The organism is Thioalkalivibrio sp. ALE9 (assembly GCF_000377445.1).
GTDB lineage: Bacteria > Pseudomonadota > Gammaproteobacteria > Ectothiorhodospirales > Ectothiorhodospiraceae > Thioalkalivibrio.
Genome location: NZ_KB898124.1, coordinates 54,194 through 69,747, shown reverse-complemented (window position 1 = coordinate 69,747; position 15,554 = coordinate 54,194). Strand labels below are relative to the sequence as shown.

Annotated in this window: 12 protein-coding genes and 1 other RNA gene; 9 read left to right on the top strand and 4 right to left on the bottom strand. The window is 68.0% G+C overall.

The window, feature by feature from the left end:
* Window positions 1-18: 18 nt before the first annotated feature.
* Entirely contained in the window at window positions 19-1,848 is a 1,830-nt protein-coding gene (dnaX, locus tag D106_RS0106050) for a DNA polymerase III subunit gamma/tau (RefSeq protein ID WP_018879526.1), read from the bottom strand.
* Between the two features lie 85 nt (window positions 1,849-1,933).
* Window positions 1,934-2,030, bottom strand: an RNA gene (gene ffs, locus D106_RS14690) — signal recognition particle sRNA small type.
* A gap of 278 nt (window positions 2,031-2,308) precedes the next feature.
* On the opposite strand from ffs, the gene D106_RS0106045 reads away from it, so the two are divergent.
* Window positions 2,309-3,058, top strand: a complete 750-nt coding sequence (locus D106_RS0106045) for a glutathione peroxidase (protein WP_018879525.1) — start codon at window positions 2,309-2,311, stop codon at window positions 3,056-3,058.
* Window positions 3,059-3,238: 180 nt separating this feature from the next.
* Window positions 3,239-4,633, top strand: coding sequence for a glutathione-disulfide reductase (gene gorA, locus D106_RS0106040; protein ID WP_018879524.1), 1,395 nt, complete (start codon window positions 3,239-3,241; stop codon window positions 4,631-4,633).
* A 103-nt stretch (window positions 4,634-4,736) separates the two neighbouring features.
* Here the strand turns inward: gorA and D106_RS0106035 are convergent, their stop codons facing one another.
* Together D106_RS0106035 and D106_RS0106030 are read right to left on the bottom strand one after the other, a co-directional pair.
* Window positions 4,737-5,345 carry a porin family protein gene (locus D106_RS0106035; protein WP_026280592.1) on the bottom strand — a complete coding sequence of 203 codons (609 nt, stop codon included), beginning with the start codon at window positions 5,343-5,345 and terminating at the stop codon, window positions 4,737-4,739.
* A 243-nt stretch (window positions 5,346-5,588) separates the two neighbouring features.
* On the bottom strand, window positions 5,589-5,882 hold the full coding sequence (locus D106_RS0106030) for a hypothetical protein (protein ID WP_231372863.1): 294 nt from the start codon (window positions 5,880-5,882) through the stop codon (window positions 5,589-5,591).
* 298 nt (window positions 5,883-6,180) lie between these two features.
* Between D106_RS0106030 and D106_RS14685 the strand changes: the two genes are divergently transcribed.
* The 7 genes from D106_RS14685 to acs all read left to right on the top strand — a co-directional run bounded on the left by D106_RS14685 (window position 6,181) and on the right by acs (window position 15,441).
* On the top strand, window positions 6,181-6,345 hold the full coding sequence (locus tag D106_RS14685) for a DUF1328 domain-containing protein (protein ID WP_018866545.1): 165 nt from the start codon (window positions 6,181-6,183) through the stop codon (window positions 6,343-6,345).
* 188 nt (window positions 6,346-6,533) lie between these two features.
* Entirely contained in the window at window positions 6,534-8,411 is a 1,878-nt protein-coding gene (locus tag D106_RS0106020; RefSeq protein WP_018879521.1) for a DUF294 nucleotidyltransferase-like domain-containing protein, read from the top strand.
* Between the two features lie 43 nt (window positions 8,412-8,454).
* A complete protein-coding gene (locus D106_RS0106015) occupies window positions 8,455-8,718 on the top strand; it encodes a DUF4212 domain-containing protein (protein WP_017940517.1) in 264 nt (87 codons plus the stop codon).
* A gap of 7 nt (window positions 8,719-8,725) precedes the next feature.
* Complete coding sequence (locus D106_RS0106010) at window positions 8,726-10,495, top strand: sodium:solute symporter family protein (protein ID WP_018866542.1); 1,770 nt, start codon at window positions 8,726-8,728, stop codon at window positions 10,493-10,495.
* A gap of 249 nt (window positions 10,496-10,744) precedes the next feature.
* Window positions 10,745-12,595, top strand: coding sequence for a putative nucleotidyltransferase substrate binding domain-containing protein (locus tag D106_RS0106005; protein ID WP_018879520.1), 1,851 nt, complete (start codon window positions 10,745-10,747; stop codon window positions 12,593-12,595).
* 163 nt (window positions 12,596-12,758) lie between these two features.
* A complete protein-coding gene (locus tag D106_RS0106000; RefSeq protein WP_026279221.1) occupies window positions 12,759-13,370 on the top strand; it encodes a 3'-5' exonuclease in 612 nt (203 codons plus the stop codon).
* 112 nt (window positions 13,371-13,482) lie between these two features.
* Window positions 13,483-15,441, top strand: coding sequence for an acetate--CoA ligase (acs, locus tag D106_RS0105995; RefSeq protein ID WP_018879518.1), 1,959 nt, complete (start codon window positions 13,483-13,485; stop codon window positions 15,439-15,441).
* Window positions 15,442-15,554 lie beyond the last annotated feature (113 nt).

Genomic DNA, 15,554 nt, shown 5'->3' with positions numbered 1-15,554 from the left:
CGGCGGTTTCTGGTTCAGTTACTTGTCTGGCGTGGCACCGCCGGTCGAGGGGGTCTCGCCGGGTTCGCGAATCCGCACGGCCCCCAGTTCGGCGCCAAATTCCTCGCCCAGCGCCTGGACCACCGGGTCCTCGCGCATGGCCGTCTCGGCGCTAGCCTGACGCTCCGCCGAGGCCGCCGCAAGCCGGGCCGCGGGGGTCTCCCCGGAAGGCTCGGACTGGTTGACGATCTCCAGGCGCAGGCTGTGGCCCAGGGCGTTCTCCAGCGCATCCTTCAGCCGGCCCTTGGCACGATCGGTACACAGTGTGCCCGGGGCCACCGCGATCACCACGCGTTCCGCGTCATGCTCGCGCAGCTCGGCGTGCCGGGCGAGTTCGCGCACCGTGCCCATGGGCAGCCCCTCGGCGAAGCGGTACCAGTCGAAAGCGCCATCCGCCGCGACGGGCGGCGCAGCCGCCTCCGGCGCGTAAGGGCCGGCCGTGGAAGGCGACGCCTCGCGCGCCTGACGCGGCGCGGTGTGACCGGCCGGTGCTTCGGCCTGCGGTACCGGCGGTGCCGGCTCGTTCACCTGTTCACGGGGGCGTGACGGCGGCGCGCTGGCGGCGCCGGCACCCCCGGTCGGGCCGGCGGCAGTTGCCGGGGGACTGGCGGAAGCCGCCGATGCCCGGGATGCGGTGCGCGTGGACGGCGCCGACGCGGTCCCGTCGGTACTGGCCGGCCGACGCGGCGGGGTATCACCGGACGCGCCCCCAGGCCCCGGAACCGGCTCCGGCCGGAAGGCCAGCAGCCGCAACAGGGTCATCTCCACGCCCATGCGCGCGTCCGGGGCATAGGGCAGATCGCGTACACCGTGCACCAGGATCTGATAGGCCAGCTGGATCGTCTCCGGGTCGACCCGGTCGGCGGCCTCCCGGGCCCAGACGAGCGCCTCCTCGCCCGCCCCGGGAGCCGTGCCGGCCACCTGCTGGACGGCCACCTGATGCACCAGCGCGGCCAGTTCATCCAGCAGCCGCGACCAGTCGGGGCCCAGGGCATCCAGCTCCGCCAGTCCCGCCAGCAGGCCGGGGCCGTCCCCGGCAAACACGGCATCCAGCAAGCCGGCCAGGCGCGTGCGCGGGAGCAGCCCGAGCATGTCGCAGGCATCGGATTCGCTCAGGCGTTCACCGCCATAGGCAATCGCCTGGTCGGTCAGGCTCAGGGCATCGCGCATCGAGCCCTCGGCCGCCTCGCCCAGGCGCAGCAGCGCGCCCGGCTCCGCCTCCACGCCCTCGGCGGCGAGGATGCGCGTCAGGTGCTCGGCGATCATCGCCGGCGGCATCGGCTTCAGATTGAACTGCAGGCAGCGCGACAGCACGGTGACCGGAAGCTTCTGCGGATCGGTCGTCGCCAGCAGGAACTTCACATGGTCCGGCGGCTCTTCCAGCGTCTTCAACAGGGCGTTGAAGCTCTTTTCGGAGAGCATGTGTACCTCGTCGATCAGATACACCTTGAAACGCCCGGTGGTCGGCGCATAGGAGACGTTGTCCAGCAGCTCGCGGGTGTCGTCCACCCGGGTGCGCGAGGCGGCATCCACCTCGATCAGGTCCAGATGGCGACCCTCGGCAATCTCGACGCAGGAGCGGCACTCGCCGCAGGGCGTGGCGGTCACGCCGGTCTCGCAATTCAGGCAGCGCGCGAGGATGCGGGCGATGGTGGTCTTGCCCACCCCGCGGGTCCCGGCAAACAGGTAGGCATGATGCAGCCGATCGCCGCTGAGGGCATTGGCCAGGGCGCGCACCACATGCGGCTGCCCGACCAGGTCCTCGAAGCGCGAGGGACGCCACTTGCGGGCCAGAACCTGGTGACTCATGCCTCCCCCGTCGATCGAGTCATGTGCACGCCCGGGTGCGGGCATCACCGCAGGGGTCCGGGCCGCAGGGAAATAGGGTGGTGGCCCGCACCCGCCACACCCCGGCGCCCGACGCAGCTGCTACCGTTGCTCCCTTCCGGGCCTGGCGGGGTTCACAGCCTGTCGTCGCGAGGGGACTGATACGGACCACCATAACGCGGTCCGCGATTCGGCGTTTCCGAATCGGGGCGGCAAGCTTCCGCATTTCCGGCGAACGCGTCAACCTTGGGGCCATGCTATGGAATCGGTGTAACCACCGCGACCGGCACACCGATAGCCTAAAACTAACGATCAAATAGAAAAGAAACACTGGATCAATCATTAACCAGGCCTTATCTTGAGTCCCGTAGTCGGGCATCGGCCCGGCCGAAAACAAAATCTTCTCTCTGGCAATCAACACTCAACTGAAGGAGTACAACTCATGGAACTCGAAAATCGCGAAGGTCAGCGCGTACCGGAAGTCACCTTCCGCTGCCGCAAGGACAACGACTGGCACGACGTGCGCTCGGCCGACCTGTTCAATGGCCGCAACGTGGTCGTGTTCGCCCTGCCGGGGGCCTTCACCCCGACCTGCTCCTCGGCCCACGTGCCGCGTTACAACGAGCTGGCGCCGGTGTTCAAGAAACACGGCATCGACGAGATCGTCTGCATCTCGGTCAACGACGGCTTCGTGATGGAGGCCTGGCAGGCTGACCAGCAGGCCGACCGCGTGACCTTCATCGCCGACGGCAACGGCGAGTTCACCGAGCAGATGGGCATGCTGGTCGACAAGAGCGATCTCGGCTTCGGCCACCGCTCCTGGCGCTACTCCATGCTGGTGCGCGACGGCGTGATCGAGAAGCAGTTCATCGAGCCGGACGAGCCGGGCGACCCCTTCGTCGTCTCCGACGCCGACACCATGCTCGCCCACGTCGCCCCGGATGCGGCCTGCCCCGAAGACGTGGTCGTCTTCACCAAGCCGGGCTGCCCGTACTGCGCCAGCGCCAAGGAGATGCTGGAGAACGCCGGTCTCGAGTACGAAGAGATCATCCTGGGCCGCGACGCCAGCCTGCGCAGCCTGCGCGCCGCCACCGGCGCGATGACCGTCCCGCAGGTGTTCGTGGGCGGCCACCGCATCGGCGGCTCGGAAGATCTGCAGGAATGGATCTCCCGCGAGAAGAAGGCGGCGTAAGTCGTCTCTGCCCCTCGGGGCGGGTGCTGTCCCGCCCCGGGTGGTCACCCGGAACATGGGTGGCCATCCGTGTCCGGATGCCCGCACGGGCGGACGTCCGGACACGGATGGCAGATCCTGGCGCCCGCGCATAGCGCGGTCGTTATGTAACACTTTCACCGAACCCTTCGAGGAATCGACATGGAACACTACGACATCATCGTGATTGGCGGCGGCAGCGGCGGTCTGGCCGTGGCGGAACGCGCCGCCCCGCACGGCGCGCGCGTCGCCGTGTTCGATCCCAAGCCGCTGGGCGGCACCTGCGTGAACGAGGGCTGTGTGCCCAAGAAGCTCACCTGGTACGCCGCGGAGCATATGTCGCACGCCCGCGAAGCCGGCGAGTTCGGCGTGGACGTCGAGATCAAGAGCATCCGCTACGCCGACCTGGCCAACAAGCGCCAGGCCATGCTGAAGGACCTGAACCAGTTCTGGTCCGGACATCTGGAAAAGCTAGGCGTGACCCACATTCCGGAACGCGCCCGCCTGACCGGCAAAAACCAGGTGGTCAGCGACAGCGGCACCGAATACACCGCCGAGCGCATCGTACTGGCGATGGGCGGCGCCCCGATCGTGCCGCCGCTGGAGGGTGCCGAGCTGGGCGCGACCTCCGACGACTTCTTCGAATGGACCGAGCTGCCGGAATCCATCGCCGTGATCGGCGCCGGCTACATCGGCCTGGAGATGGCCGGGATGCTGCGCTCCATGGGCGTGAAGACCGACGTGGTCGCGATGGAGGACCGCGTGCTGGAGATGTTCGACCCGATGGTCTCGCAGGCGCTGGACCAGCACATGGAGCACCAGAGCATCGACCGCCACCTGGGCGTGAAGGTCGCCGGCCTGGGCGGCAAGCCCGGCGCCGTGACCGTCCAGCTCGAGGGCGGCCAGGAGCTGGGCCCCTATGAGAAGGTCCTGTGGGCTGTCGGCCGCAAGCCGGCCACCAGCGACATGGGCCTGGAAGAGGCCGGAGTCGAGATCGCCCGCGGCGGCATCATCCCGGTGGACGAATGGCAGGCCACCAATGTCGACGGAATCTACGCCCTGGGCGACATCATCGGCAAAGGGCCGCTGACGCCGGTGGCGATCGCCGCCGGCCGGCGCCTGGCCGCCCACTGGTATGCCCCCGAGACGAAGCCGGTACCGGTGGACTACGACCAGATCCCCACGGTCACCTTCACCCACCCAACCGCGGGCATGGTGGGTCTGACCGAGCCGCAGGCGGTGGAGAAGCACGGCGACTCGGTACGCGTCTACGAGACCCAATTCGGCGGCCTGAACCGCGCGTTCGCCGAGGGCGAGGTGCCGCCGGTGGCCATGAAGCTGGTCTGCGCCGGGGAGGATGAAAAGGTCGTCGGCATCCACATGATCGGCGCGAATGTCGACGAGATGCTTCAGGGCTTCGCCGTGGCGGTGCGCATGGGCGCGACCAAGCGCGACCTGGACCTGACCATCCCGCTGCACCCCACCAGTGCCGAGGAGCTGGTCACCCTGAAGGAAGGCCGCCCCGGGCGCCAGGAAGGCCTGGCCCAGGCCGCCTGACACCCGCCCCGCCCTCCCTCACGCAAAACGCCGTCCCGAAACACATCCCGGGGCGGCGTCTTTTCTTGCGCGTGCGGTCTGCCGAAGCCCGCGCGGTCGGTTGTCAGAATCGCCAGCCCAACGACGCGGTGAAGGCGTCGATCTTGTAGTCGCTGTCGAAGTCGTAGCGCTCAAACTCGGCGCGAATCAGGAAGCGATCCAGCTTCACCTGCGCACCCACTCCGTAGAGCGGGTCCACGCCATCGTTGTTACGCAGGGTAAGGCTCTCATCCCCCAGGTTCCCGCGCACATCCGCATCCCACTTGGCGAGACCCGCCTTGGCAAAGAACTCGAAATGCTGCCCGATCGGCAGCTTGCCGAGCACGCTCGCCCCGTAGGCACTCGACTTGATGTCGGTGTGCGCACCCTGCTCGTCACCGCGCAGCTTCACCTTCCCGAGGTCGGAGTAGAACCCCTCGACCCCCACGTAAGGATTGAAATTGTATCCAACGAACCCGCGCCAGACGTTGTCGTCATCATCCAGGCGGTAGTCGGAGGCACCAGAACCAATAAAATCAGCGACCTCGTCCCGATCATTCTTCAGCGAGCTAAAACCCGTTCCCAGGCCCATGTACAGCCCCTCGCTCCGGTCGGATGGATCCGCCATCACTCCCTGCGGTACCAGAAGACCCGAGGCTGCCACTGCAACGGTTGCAAGCAGGAATTTTTTCATTTGCGCGTCTCCTTGAAACATTGTTGATCACCAAAGGCGCGCCGATTCTCCCGAACCGTCATATAACCAAAAAGGCCGAACCTGTGATGTCCTCCGGATAACCGCAAAAACCCCAAAAGCGCCCCACTCACAACGCGAACCCGACCACAATCAGCACCGCAAAAATGCGCGGGGACGACGCTGATCCACCGACACGCGCCCCCGGATCCCGCAGGACCCGTGCCGGGTTAAGGACACCCGGTGTCAGTCCAGTTCGCGCAGCGGGTCCTCGTTCGCGGAAGGCGCCTGCTCGCCACCGGCTTCGTCCTGCTGGCGTTCTTCCTCGCGCAGATCCTCGACCCAGCCACGCAGGTCCTCTTCCACCTCCTCGACCGTTTCGTCCACGGTCTCGCCGGCCTCCTGTGCCGGGCCGGGGTCGGAACACCCCGCCAGCAGGCCGGCAAGGCCCAGGGCCAGACCCACTGCATATACCGGACACCGGGCCCACCACGCACCCGGGTCCACGCCCTGGTTTTTTACTCGCACGTCATTGTTCATCTCGCACCTGCCCGTGAATTAAATACTCAAGGTGTTGTCCGGCCAACCCGGGTCCTGTCGTTCACCGAACCATTCTCATGGAAACGCAGCGCGCGCCGCGGGAACGGATTCACATTCGAGGACTCGCTCTTATTGCACCGCGTACCAGTTTGCAAAATGCGTCCTCAACATGCGCGCCGCGTCGCGATTCGAAAAACCGAAATGAGAACGGGTGCGCCAAGCCGGATACAAACCCCACACTGAATCAAAATTTCTGCCCTACACTGATATTTTCAGATGACCGAAAAGGAGAAAACCGATGCTGGGATGGGCCCTGTTGTTTCTGATTGTCGCGATCGTGGCGGGCGCGCTCGGCCTCAGCGGCATCGCCGGAGCCGCCACGCAGATCGCCTGGATCCTGTTTGTCGTGGGGCTGATCCTGGCCGTGGTCTTCTTCATCACCGGGCGCCGGCCCCCGCTTTAGCGAAACGCCCGTCTCCATCACCCCGGAGGCGGGTGTAACGGTAAGAAACACCGGTGTTACGCGACGTAACACACTGAAGAACCAGCCGGGCGCAAGTCACTGTTCCGCCCCGGCAGCAAGATTGGCGCGCTATTTGCAGTGAATCCCCGAAACGTGAACACGATCACCTTGGGGATGCCGCCCACGCCATGTCTGACGCGCTCGACAGCACCCGGGAGTTCCTCGGCGCCCACGCCCCGTTCGACCAGCTCGAGGCGGACGCGCTGGAATTCCTGCTTCCACGGCTGGAGAGCCGCTTCTATGCCCGGGGAGCCCGCATCACCGACCCCGAGGCCGGCCCCGCACAGCGTTTCCACATCATTCGCCAGGGCCGCATCCGGGGCGAGACCCCCAGCGAAGACGAACAGCTCTCCGGCAAGGCCTGGGAGCTGATCCCCGGCGAATGCTTCCCGATTGGTGCCCTGCTGGGGCGACGCGCCGTGCACACCGTGCACCGCGCGGCCGAGGACACCGTCTGCCTGGAACTGAACCTGGAGGACTTCGACCGCCTGCGGGCACGCTCGAAGGTCTTCAACGACTTCTGCACCCGCCGCCTGGCCAATCTCCTGGACCGCCTGCAGCAGGGCCTGGACACCCTGTCCGCCCGCGACGGCGGGTCCGCCGGTCAGCTCAACACGCCCCTGGCGCTGCGCATTGCGCGCGAGCCCGTCACCTGCCGCCCGGAATCGCGCCTGCGCGACGTCCTCGCCTCGATGCGCGACGAACGCGTGGGCTCCATCGTCGCGGTCGACGCGGAACAGCGACCAGTGGGGATCTTCACCCTGCACGACCTGCTGGCGCGCGTGGCGCTCGCGGATGTGGACCTGGATACGCCGATCGCCGCCGTGATGACGCCGGACCCGGTTGCCCTGGCCGAAGACGCCCCCGGGTTCGAGGGCATCGAGGCAATGACGGAGTACGGCATGACCCACCTGTGCGTGGTGCGTGACGGACGCCTGGTCGGGGTGCTGGGCGAGCGCGACCTGCTGACCAGCCAGCCGCTGACCCTGGATGGCCTGGTCCGCGAGATCCGCCGCGCGGACTCGGTGGCGACCATTGCCGAGCGCCTGCGTCAGGTTCCGCGCCTGATCGAGGCGGTAGTCGGCCAGGGCGCGGAGGCGGATCAGGTCCTGCGTCTGATCACCCGCCTCAACGAGCACGCCACCCGCCGCGTGCTGGCGTTGCTGCGCGGCGAACACCCGAGCATCGAGGGCATCGACTTCACCTGGCTGGCGTTTGGCTCCCAGGCCCGCGAGGAACAGGCCCTGGTCACCGACCAGGACAACGGCATCCTGTTCGATGCCGAGGCCGGTGATGCGGACGCCATCCGCGAGCGCCTGCTGCCCTACGCGAAGGCCGTGAACCAGGCCCTGGCGGAATGCGGCTTCACCCTGTGCCCCGGCAACATCATGGCCGGCAATCCGGAGTGCTGCCTGAGCGGCCCGGAGTGGGATCAACGCTTTACCCGCTGGATCGAGCAGGGCACCCCGGAGCACCTGCTCAAGAGCACGATCTTCTTCGACCTGCGCGCGGTGGACGGCGATGCCGGCCCGGTCGAGGCCCTGCGCACCCGGCTGCTGCAGAAGACCGCGTTCAACAGCCGGTTCCGCCGTCAGATGGCGGCCAACCAGCAGATGTTCCGGCCGCCGCTGGGCCTGTTCGGCGAGATCAAGAGCGGGGCCGAGGGCATCGACATCAAGAAGCAGGGGCTCACACCCTTCGTCGACGCCGCGCGCGTCATCGCGCTGGCCGCCGAGCTGCCGGCGACGCGCACCCACGACCGACTGGACCAGGCGGTCACCGCGGACGTGATGCGCGAAACCGATGCCCGCGACTACCACGCGGCGCTGCGCTACCTGCAGATGCTGCGCCTGCGCGCACAGCAGAAGGCCCTGCGCGAGGGGCGCGAAGACGACAACCGAATCCGGCCGGAAGAACTGGGCGCCCTGGAGGGACGGGTGCTCAAGGAGAGTTTCCGGCAGGCCCGCAAGCTGCAGGGACAGCTTGAGGTGCAGTACCAGCTGTGAAGGATCACGGCAAACAACAAAACCTTACGAGAGGAGCATCGTCATGTCACAAGAAGACCTGAGCCGGCAGGCGTACTGGCGGGCGCACCTGCGCCTGCTGGGCATCTGCCTGGCCATCTGGTTCCTGGTGTCGTTCGTGCTGGGCATCCTGGTGGCCCAGCCCCTGAACGCGATCCAGCTGGGGGGCTATCCGCTGGGCTTCTGGTTCGCACAACAGGGGTCGATCTACACCTTCATCATCCTGATCTTCGTTTATGCCTGGCGCATGAACGTGCTGGATCGCAAGTTCAACGTCCACGAGGAGTAAGCCTGTCATGGATCAACAGACTCTAAGCCTGCTCGTGGTCGGGGCGACCTTCGCCCTGTACATCGGCATCGCCATCTGGGCGCGTGCCGGTTCGACCAGCGAGTTCTACGTCGCCGGGCGCGGCATCAACCCGATCGCCAACGGCATGGCCACGGCCGCGGACTGGATGTCCGCCGCATCGTTCATCTCCATGGCCGGCCTGATCGCATTCCTCGGCTTCACCGGGGGCGCCTACCTGATGGGCTGGACCGGTGGCTACGTGCTGATGGCGCTGCTGCTGGCCCCGTACCTGCGCAAGTTCGGGAAGTTCACGGTGCCGGAATTCATCGGTGACCGCTTCTACTCGAAGGCCGCGCGCATCATCGCGGTGATCTCCCTGATCGTGATGTCCGTCACCTACGTGATCGGGCAGATGCGCGGGGTCGGGATCGCCTTCTCCAACATCCTGGAGGTGCCGCTGGCCACCGGGCTGTTCGCCGGGATGGCGGTGGTGTTCATCTACGCCGTGCTCGGCGGGATGAAGGGCATCACCTACACCCAGATCGCGCAGTACGTGATCATGATCTTTGCCTACACGGTGCCGGCGATCTTCATCGCCATCACCCTGACCGGCAACCCGCTGCCGCAGCTGGGCCTCGGCTCCACCCTGCAGGGTTCCGATACCTACCTGCTGGATGCGCTGGACCAGACGATGGTGGATCTGGGCTTCCACGCCTACACCGAAGTGGGCGGCATGAGCCTGATGAACATGTTCCTGCTGACCCTGGCGCTGATGATCGGTACCGCGGGTCTGCCGCACGTGATCATCCGCTTCTTCACCGTGCCGCGTGTGCGGGATGCCCGCAAGTCCGCCGGCTGGGCGCTGGTGTTCATCGGCATCCTCTACACCACCGCCCCGGCGGTCGGTGCGATGGCCATCTGGAACCTGGTCAACACCGTGCATCCGGGCGAGATCGGCACCGAGGAAGGCCACCTGGCCCACGCGGACAAACCGGCCTGGATGGAGCGCTGGGAGCAGACCGGTCTGCTGGCGTTCGAGGACAAGAACGACGACGGCGTGATCCAGTACTACAACGACGCCAACGAAGAGTTCGCCGCGATGGCGGAAGAGGAATACGGCTGGGAAGGCTCCGAGATCGTGACCCTCGACCGCGACATCATGGTGCTGGCCAACCCCGAGATCGCCGGGCTTCCGGGCTGGGTGATCGCACTGGTCGCAGCGGGCGGTATCGCTGCCGCACTGTCGACCGCGGCGGGGCTCCTGCTCGCCATATCGTCGGCAATCTCGCACGACTTGCTGAAAGGCGTATTCATGCCCAGGATCAGCGAGAAGAACGAGCTGATGGCAGGACGTATCGCCATGGCGGTTGCCATCCTGTTCGCGGGGTATCTGGGGCTTAATCCACCCGGCTTCGCGGCCGAGGTGGTGGCACTGGCCTTCGGTCTGGCCGCGGCCTCGCTGTTCCCGACCCTGATGATGGGCATCTTCATGAAGAAGATGAACAAGGAAGGCGCGATCGCCGGCATGCTGGTCGGTCTCGGGACCACCCTGCTGTACATCTTCACGTACAAGGGCTGGTTCTTCTTCTCCGGCACCGCCATGCTCCCGGACAATCCGGACGGCTGGCTGCTGGGTGTGAACCCGACCGGCTTCGGCGCCATCGGCGCGGCCTTCAACTTCATCACCGCCTACATTGTGATGAAGATGACCAAGGAACCGCCGAAGGACATCCAGGACCTGGTCGAAAGCGTGCGCGTACCGCGTACCGAAAGCTGATGGTCGGCCCCGTCATGCCTGGCAGCATCGGCATGGCGGGGCTCCCGTCACCATGACTGGATGGAGTTTCAGAAGTAACGACGGGGTCGGCTCGGGTGCACCGGGTCGGCCCCTTTTATCTGGCACATGTCCCGCGGGACAAGCGGCAATCGACCCGAACCCGGTCGCTTGCCGGTTGCCCCACGTCCTGAACCCCAACGCATCCATGCCCCGGCATCTCCCCGGGGTTGTCTCCACACGGACCCGCGCATGAACGGCGAACTCGAAGAGATCCGCGAGTTTCTCGATCGCTGCCCGGACCTGGCCCCCCTGCCGGCGGCCAGCCGGGATGCGATCGTGCGTCAGCTCACCCTGCGCTACCTGCGCGAGGGCAGCCGCTTCCCACCGGACGCCGAGCCCGGCCTGTGGATCGTGCGCACCGGCACCCTGGAGATCCGCGACGCCCGGGACACCCTGCTGGACCGCCTGGGCGAAGGCGATCTGGTGCATATCGCCGCGTCACCGCAGACCCCGCTCGGCCCCGTGACCGAGGATGCCCTGATCTACCACCTGCCTCTGGAGCGCGCCCGGCAACTGGCCGCCCGCGACGGCGCCATCGCCCAGTTCCTCGCCGACGACGCGCCGCGCCCCCTGGCCGCCGGGGGGGCGCCCCACGGCCACGGGGACGACAACCGGCTGCTGACCACACCAGTCCGCGCGCTGATGACGCCGAACCCGGTGCTGGCACCGAGCACCCTGAGCCTGCGCGAGGCCGCGCGCCTGATGGACCACGCCGACGTCTCCGCCCTGCTGCTGCACGCCCCGGACCGGCCGGGCGCCCCCGAAGGCATCCTGACCGACACCGACCTGCGTCGCGCCATCGCCAAGGGCATCGACCCCGGGCAACCCGTGGCCGAGTCGATGGTCGGCCCGCTGACCACCGTCCAGCGCGACACGCCCGCCTTCGAGGCCCTGCTGCGCATGGCCCGCCACGACATCCACCATCTTCCCGTCGTCCACGAGGCGGACGGGGCCCTGGCCGGCATGCTCTCCAGCACCGACCTGATCCGCCATCAGGGCACCAGCGCCGTCTACCTGGTGCGCGACCTGCGCCGCGCCGACGATCTCGAAGGCCTGAAGGCCGTGATGCAGGCCCTGCCCCGGCTGCAGGCCCAGCTGGTGGACTCCGGCGCGGATGCGGTGCAGCTCACGCAGACCATCACCACTGTGATCGACACCCTGACCCAGCGCCTGATCGAGCTCTGCGAGCGTGACCGGGGATCGCCCCCCTGCGCGTATGCCTGGCTGGCCAGCGGCAGCCAGGGCCGCCACGAACAGACCGTGTTCACCGACCAGGACACCGCGCTCATCCTGGCCGACGACGCGCCGGAGGGCGCTGGCGCCTGGTTCGAGGCGCTGGCCCGCCAGGTCACCGCCGGCCTTGATGCCTGCGGCATCCGCGCCTGCCCCGGCGATGTCGACCCCACCCACCCGGACTGGCGCCGCCCCGCCGCCGACTGGGCCCGCGAGATGGAACGCGTGCTGCATCACCCCGCCGCGCGCGATGCGATGCTGGCCACCCACTACCTCGACATGCGCGTGATCCACGGGGACGCCACGCTGTTCGAGCCCCTGCGCCAGCAGGCCCTGGAAACCGGGGCGCGCCACGAGGCCCTGCTGAGCGCCCTGGCCGATCAGGCCCGTGATCTTCCCACGCCGCTGGGGTTCTTCCGGCAGTTCGTGCTGGAGGACAGCGGCGAGCACGCGGACACCCTGGACCTGAAGAGGCGCGGCCTGCTCCCGATCGTGGCCATGGCACGGGTCTTCGCCCTGCATGCCGGCAGCGAGGCGCGCAGCACCGTGGAGCGCCTGCGCGCCGCCGCCCGCGCCGGTGTGATCAGCGACACTACGGCCGACAACCTGATCGATGCCTGGCGCTACATCGCCGAGCTGCGCGCCCGCCACCAGGCGAACCAGATCCGCAACGGCCAGCCCCCGGACAACGCGCTGGACCCGGCCGAGCTGTCCACGCTGGAGCGCAGCCACCTGAAGACGGCCTTCCGCCTGGTCAGCGACGCCCGCAAGGCGGCGCTCGCGAACGCCGAGCGCGTCCACGGATGAGCCGCTCGACTATGCCCGGCCCGGCCCCCGTCCGCTGATGGTCTGCCCGCTCAACCATCCCGACTGGCGCCGACCGCCCGGGCACTGGCGTTTCTGCCGGGCCCGCCGGCGCGCCGCGCGCCGGGCCCGGCCGGGCCCGCTGCGTACGTCCCTGGAGACCCCCCTGCCGCGCGCCGGCCAGGCCGTCGCGGCCAGCCGCTTCCTCGCGGTCGACCTGGAGACCACCGGGCTGGATCCGGAGCACGACCGCATCCTCAGCATCGGCTGGGTGGCGATGGACGGCGCCCGCATCGACCTGGCAACCGCGGACCAGCGCCTGGTGCGCGCCGAGGGCCCGGTGCCGGAGGCCAGCGCGGTGATCCACCGCATCACCGATCAGCGCGCCGCCGAAGGCGTCCCGCTGGACGCGGCGCTGGATGCCCTGTTCGAGGCCCTCGCCGGACGCGTCATGGTGGCGCACCATGCGGCGCTGGAGATCGGTTTCCTGGAACAGGCCTGCCAGCGGCTGTACGGCGTGCGCCCGCCACTGGCGATCGTGGACACCCTGCGCCTGGCGGAGACGGCCCTGCGCCGCGCGGGCCAGCCGATCCCCGCGCACGGGCTGCGCCTGCACACCCTGCGCGCGCGCTACAACCTGCCGGCCTACCGCGCGCACGACGCGCTGTTCGACGCCATCGCCGCGGGCGAACTGTTCGCCGCCCTGCTGAGCCGGCAATCGCCGGACGGCAAGCTGCCGCTCGGGCGCGTGCTGTTCCGCCCCGCATGGCTCTGGTAGGCGCGGCCAGCACCCGGTTCGCATGCTATCCTCGCACCCACCATGGAAACCCTGACGGGGCTGGCCCCAGGCCACTCCCGCCCCCAAACAAGAAATCGATCTGGAGGCCCTGATGAGTGACAACATCGAGTCCACCCTCACCGAGACGCGCCACTTCGCGCCGCCGGCGGAGTTCACCGCAAACGCCCGCCTGAAGCCGGCCGACCTGGAGGCCCTGCACCAGAAGGCCGAGGCCGACTACGAGGGCTTCTGGTGCGATCTCGCGCGCGAACAGATCGACTGGCAGACCGAGTTCACCCAGGGCCTGGACGAGTCCAACGCGCCGCACTACCAGTGGTTCGCCGACGGGCGCATGAACGTCTCCTACAACTGCATCGACCGCCATCTCGAGGTGCGCGGCAACAAGACCGCCCTGATCTTCGAGGCGGAGAACGGCGACACCCGCCACCTGACCTACCGCGATCTCTACAACGAGGTCGGCAAGCTGGCCAATGCCCTCAAGGGCATGGGCGTGGAGAAGGGCGACCGCGTCATCATCTACATGCCGATGAACGCCGAGGCCGTGATCGCCATGCAGGCCTGCGCCCGCATCGGCGCGATCCATTCGGTGGTGTTCGGCGGCTTCTCCGCGGACGCGCTGCGTGACCGCGTGGTGGATTCCGGCGCCAAGGTGGTCATCACCGCCGATGGCGGCGAGCGCGGCGGCAAGGTCGTCGGGCTCAAGGCCAATGTCGACAAGGCGCTCGATTCCAACGGCGGCGACGTCGAGAAGGTCGTGGTGTGCAAGCGCGCCGGCAACGACGTGACCATGCACGAAGGCCGCGACATCTGGTGGGAGGACGCGGTGGACGGCGAATCCGTCGACTGCGAGCCCGAGTGGGTGGAATCCGAGCATCCGCTGTTCCTGCTCTACACCTCCGGCTCCACCGGCAAGCCCAAGGGCATCCAGCACTCCAGCGCCGGCTACCTGCTGGGCGCGATCGTCACCAACCAGTGGGTGTTCGACCTGCAGGGCGACGATGTCTACTGGTGCACCGCGGATGTCGGCTGGATCACCGGCCACACCTACGTCGCCTACGGCCCGCTCGCCGTGGGTGCCACCCAGGTCGTCTACGAAGGCACGCCGACCATCCCCGACGCGGGGCGCTGGTGGAAGATGTGCCAGGAGCACGGCGTGACCGTGTTCTACACCGCCCCCACCGCGATCCGCGCGCTGATGAAGGCCGGTCCGGACCTGCCGAAACAGTACGACCTGTCCAAACTGCGCCTGCTGGGCACGGTCGGCGAGCCGATCAACCCCGAGGCCTGGATGTGGTACTACACCAGCGTCGGCCAGGAACGCTGCCCCATCGTCGACACCTGGTGGCAGACCGAGACCGGGGGGCACATGATCGCGCCGATCCCGGGCGCGACCACGCTGGTCCCCGGCTCCTGCACCCAGGCCCTGCCCGGCATCGCTGCCGACGTGGTGGACGAGGACGGCAAGAGCCTCGGCGCCGACCAGGGCGGCTACCTGGTCATCAAGAAGCCGTGGCCACACATGCTGCGCACCGTCTGGGGCGATGACCAGCGCTACAAGGACACCTACTGGCCCAAGTTCGGCGGCAAGTACTACCTGGCCGGCGACTCCGCCCGGCGTGACGCCGAAGGCAACTTCTGGATCATGGGCCGCATCGACGACGTGCTGAACGTCTCCGGCCACCGCATGGGCACCATGGAGGTCGAATCCGCCCTGGTCGCGCACAAGGCGGTGGCCGAGGCCGCCGTGGTCGGCCGCCCGCACGACGTGAAGGGCGAGGCCATCGTGGCCTTCGTGATCCTGCAGGGCGATCGCCTGACCGGCGACGACGCCGACGAGATGATCAAGGAGCTGCGCAACTGGGTCGCCGACCAGATCGGTCCGATCGCCAAGCCGGACGACATCCGCTTTGCCGACGGCCTGCCCAAGACCCGCTCCGGCAAGATCATGCGCCGCCTGCTGCGCTCCATCGCCAAGGGCGAGGAGATCACCTCCGACACCTCCACACTGGAGAACGAGGCCGTCATCCCGCAGCTCCAGGGCAAGGCCTGAGCCGGAGGCCGGGGTATCGCACCCCGGCCCTCAATGTCCCCGTAGGAGGCCAGCCCCCTGGCCGATAGGGCGCCGGATCGGCCCTCATCGGCCAGGGGGCTGGCCTCCTACGA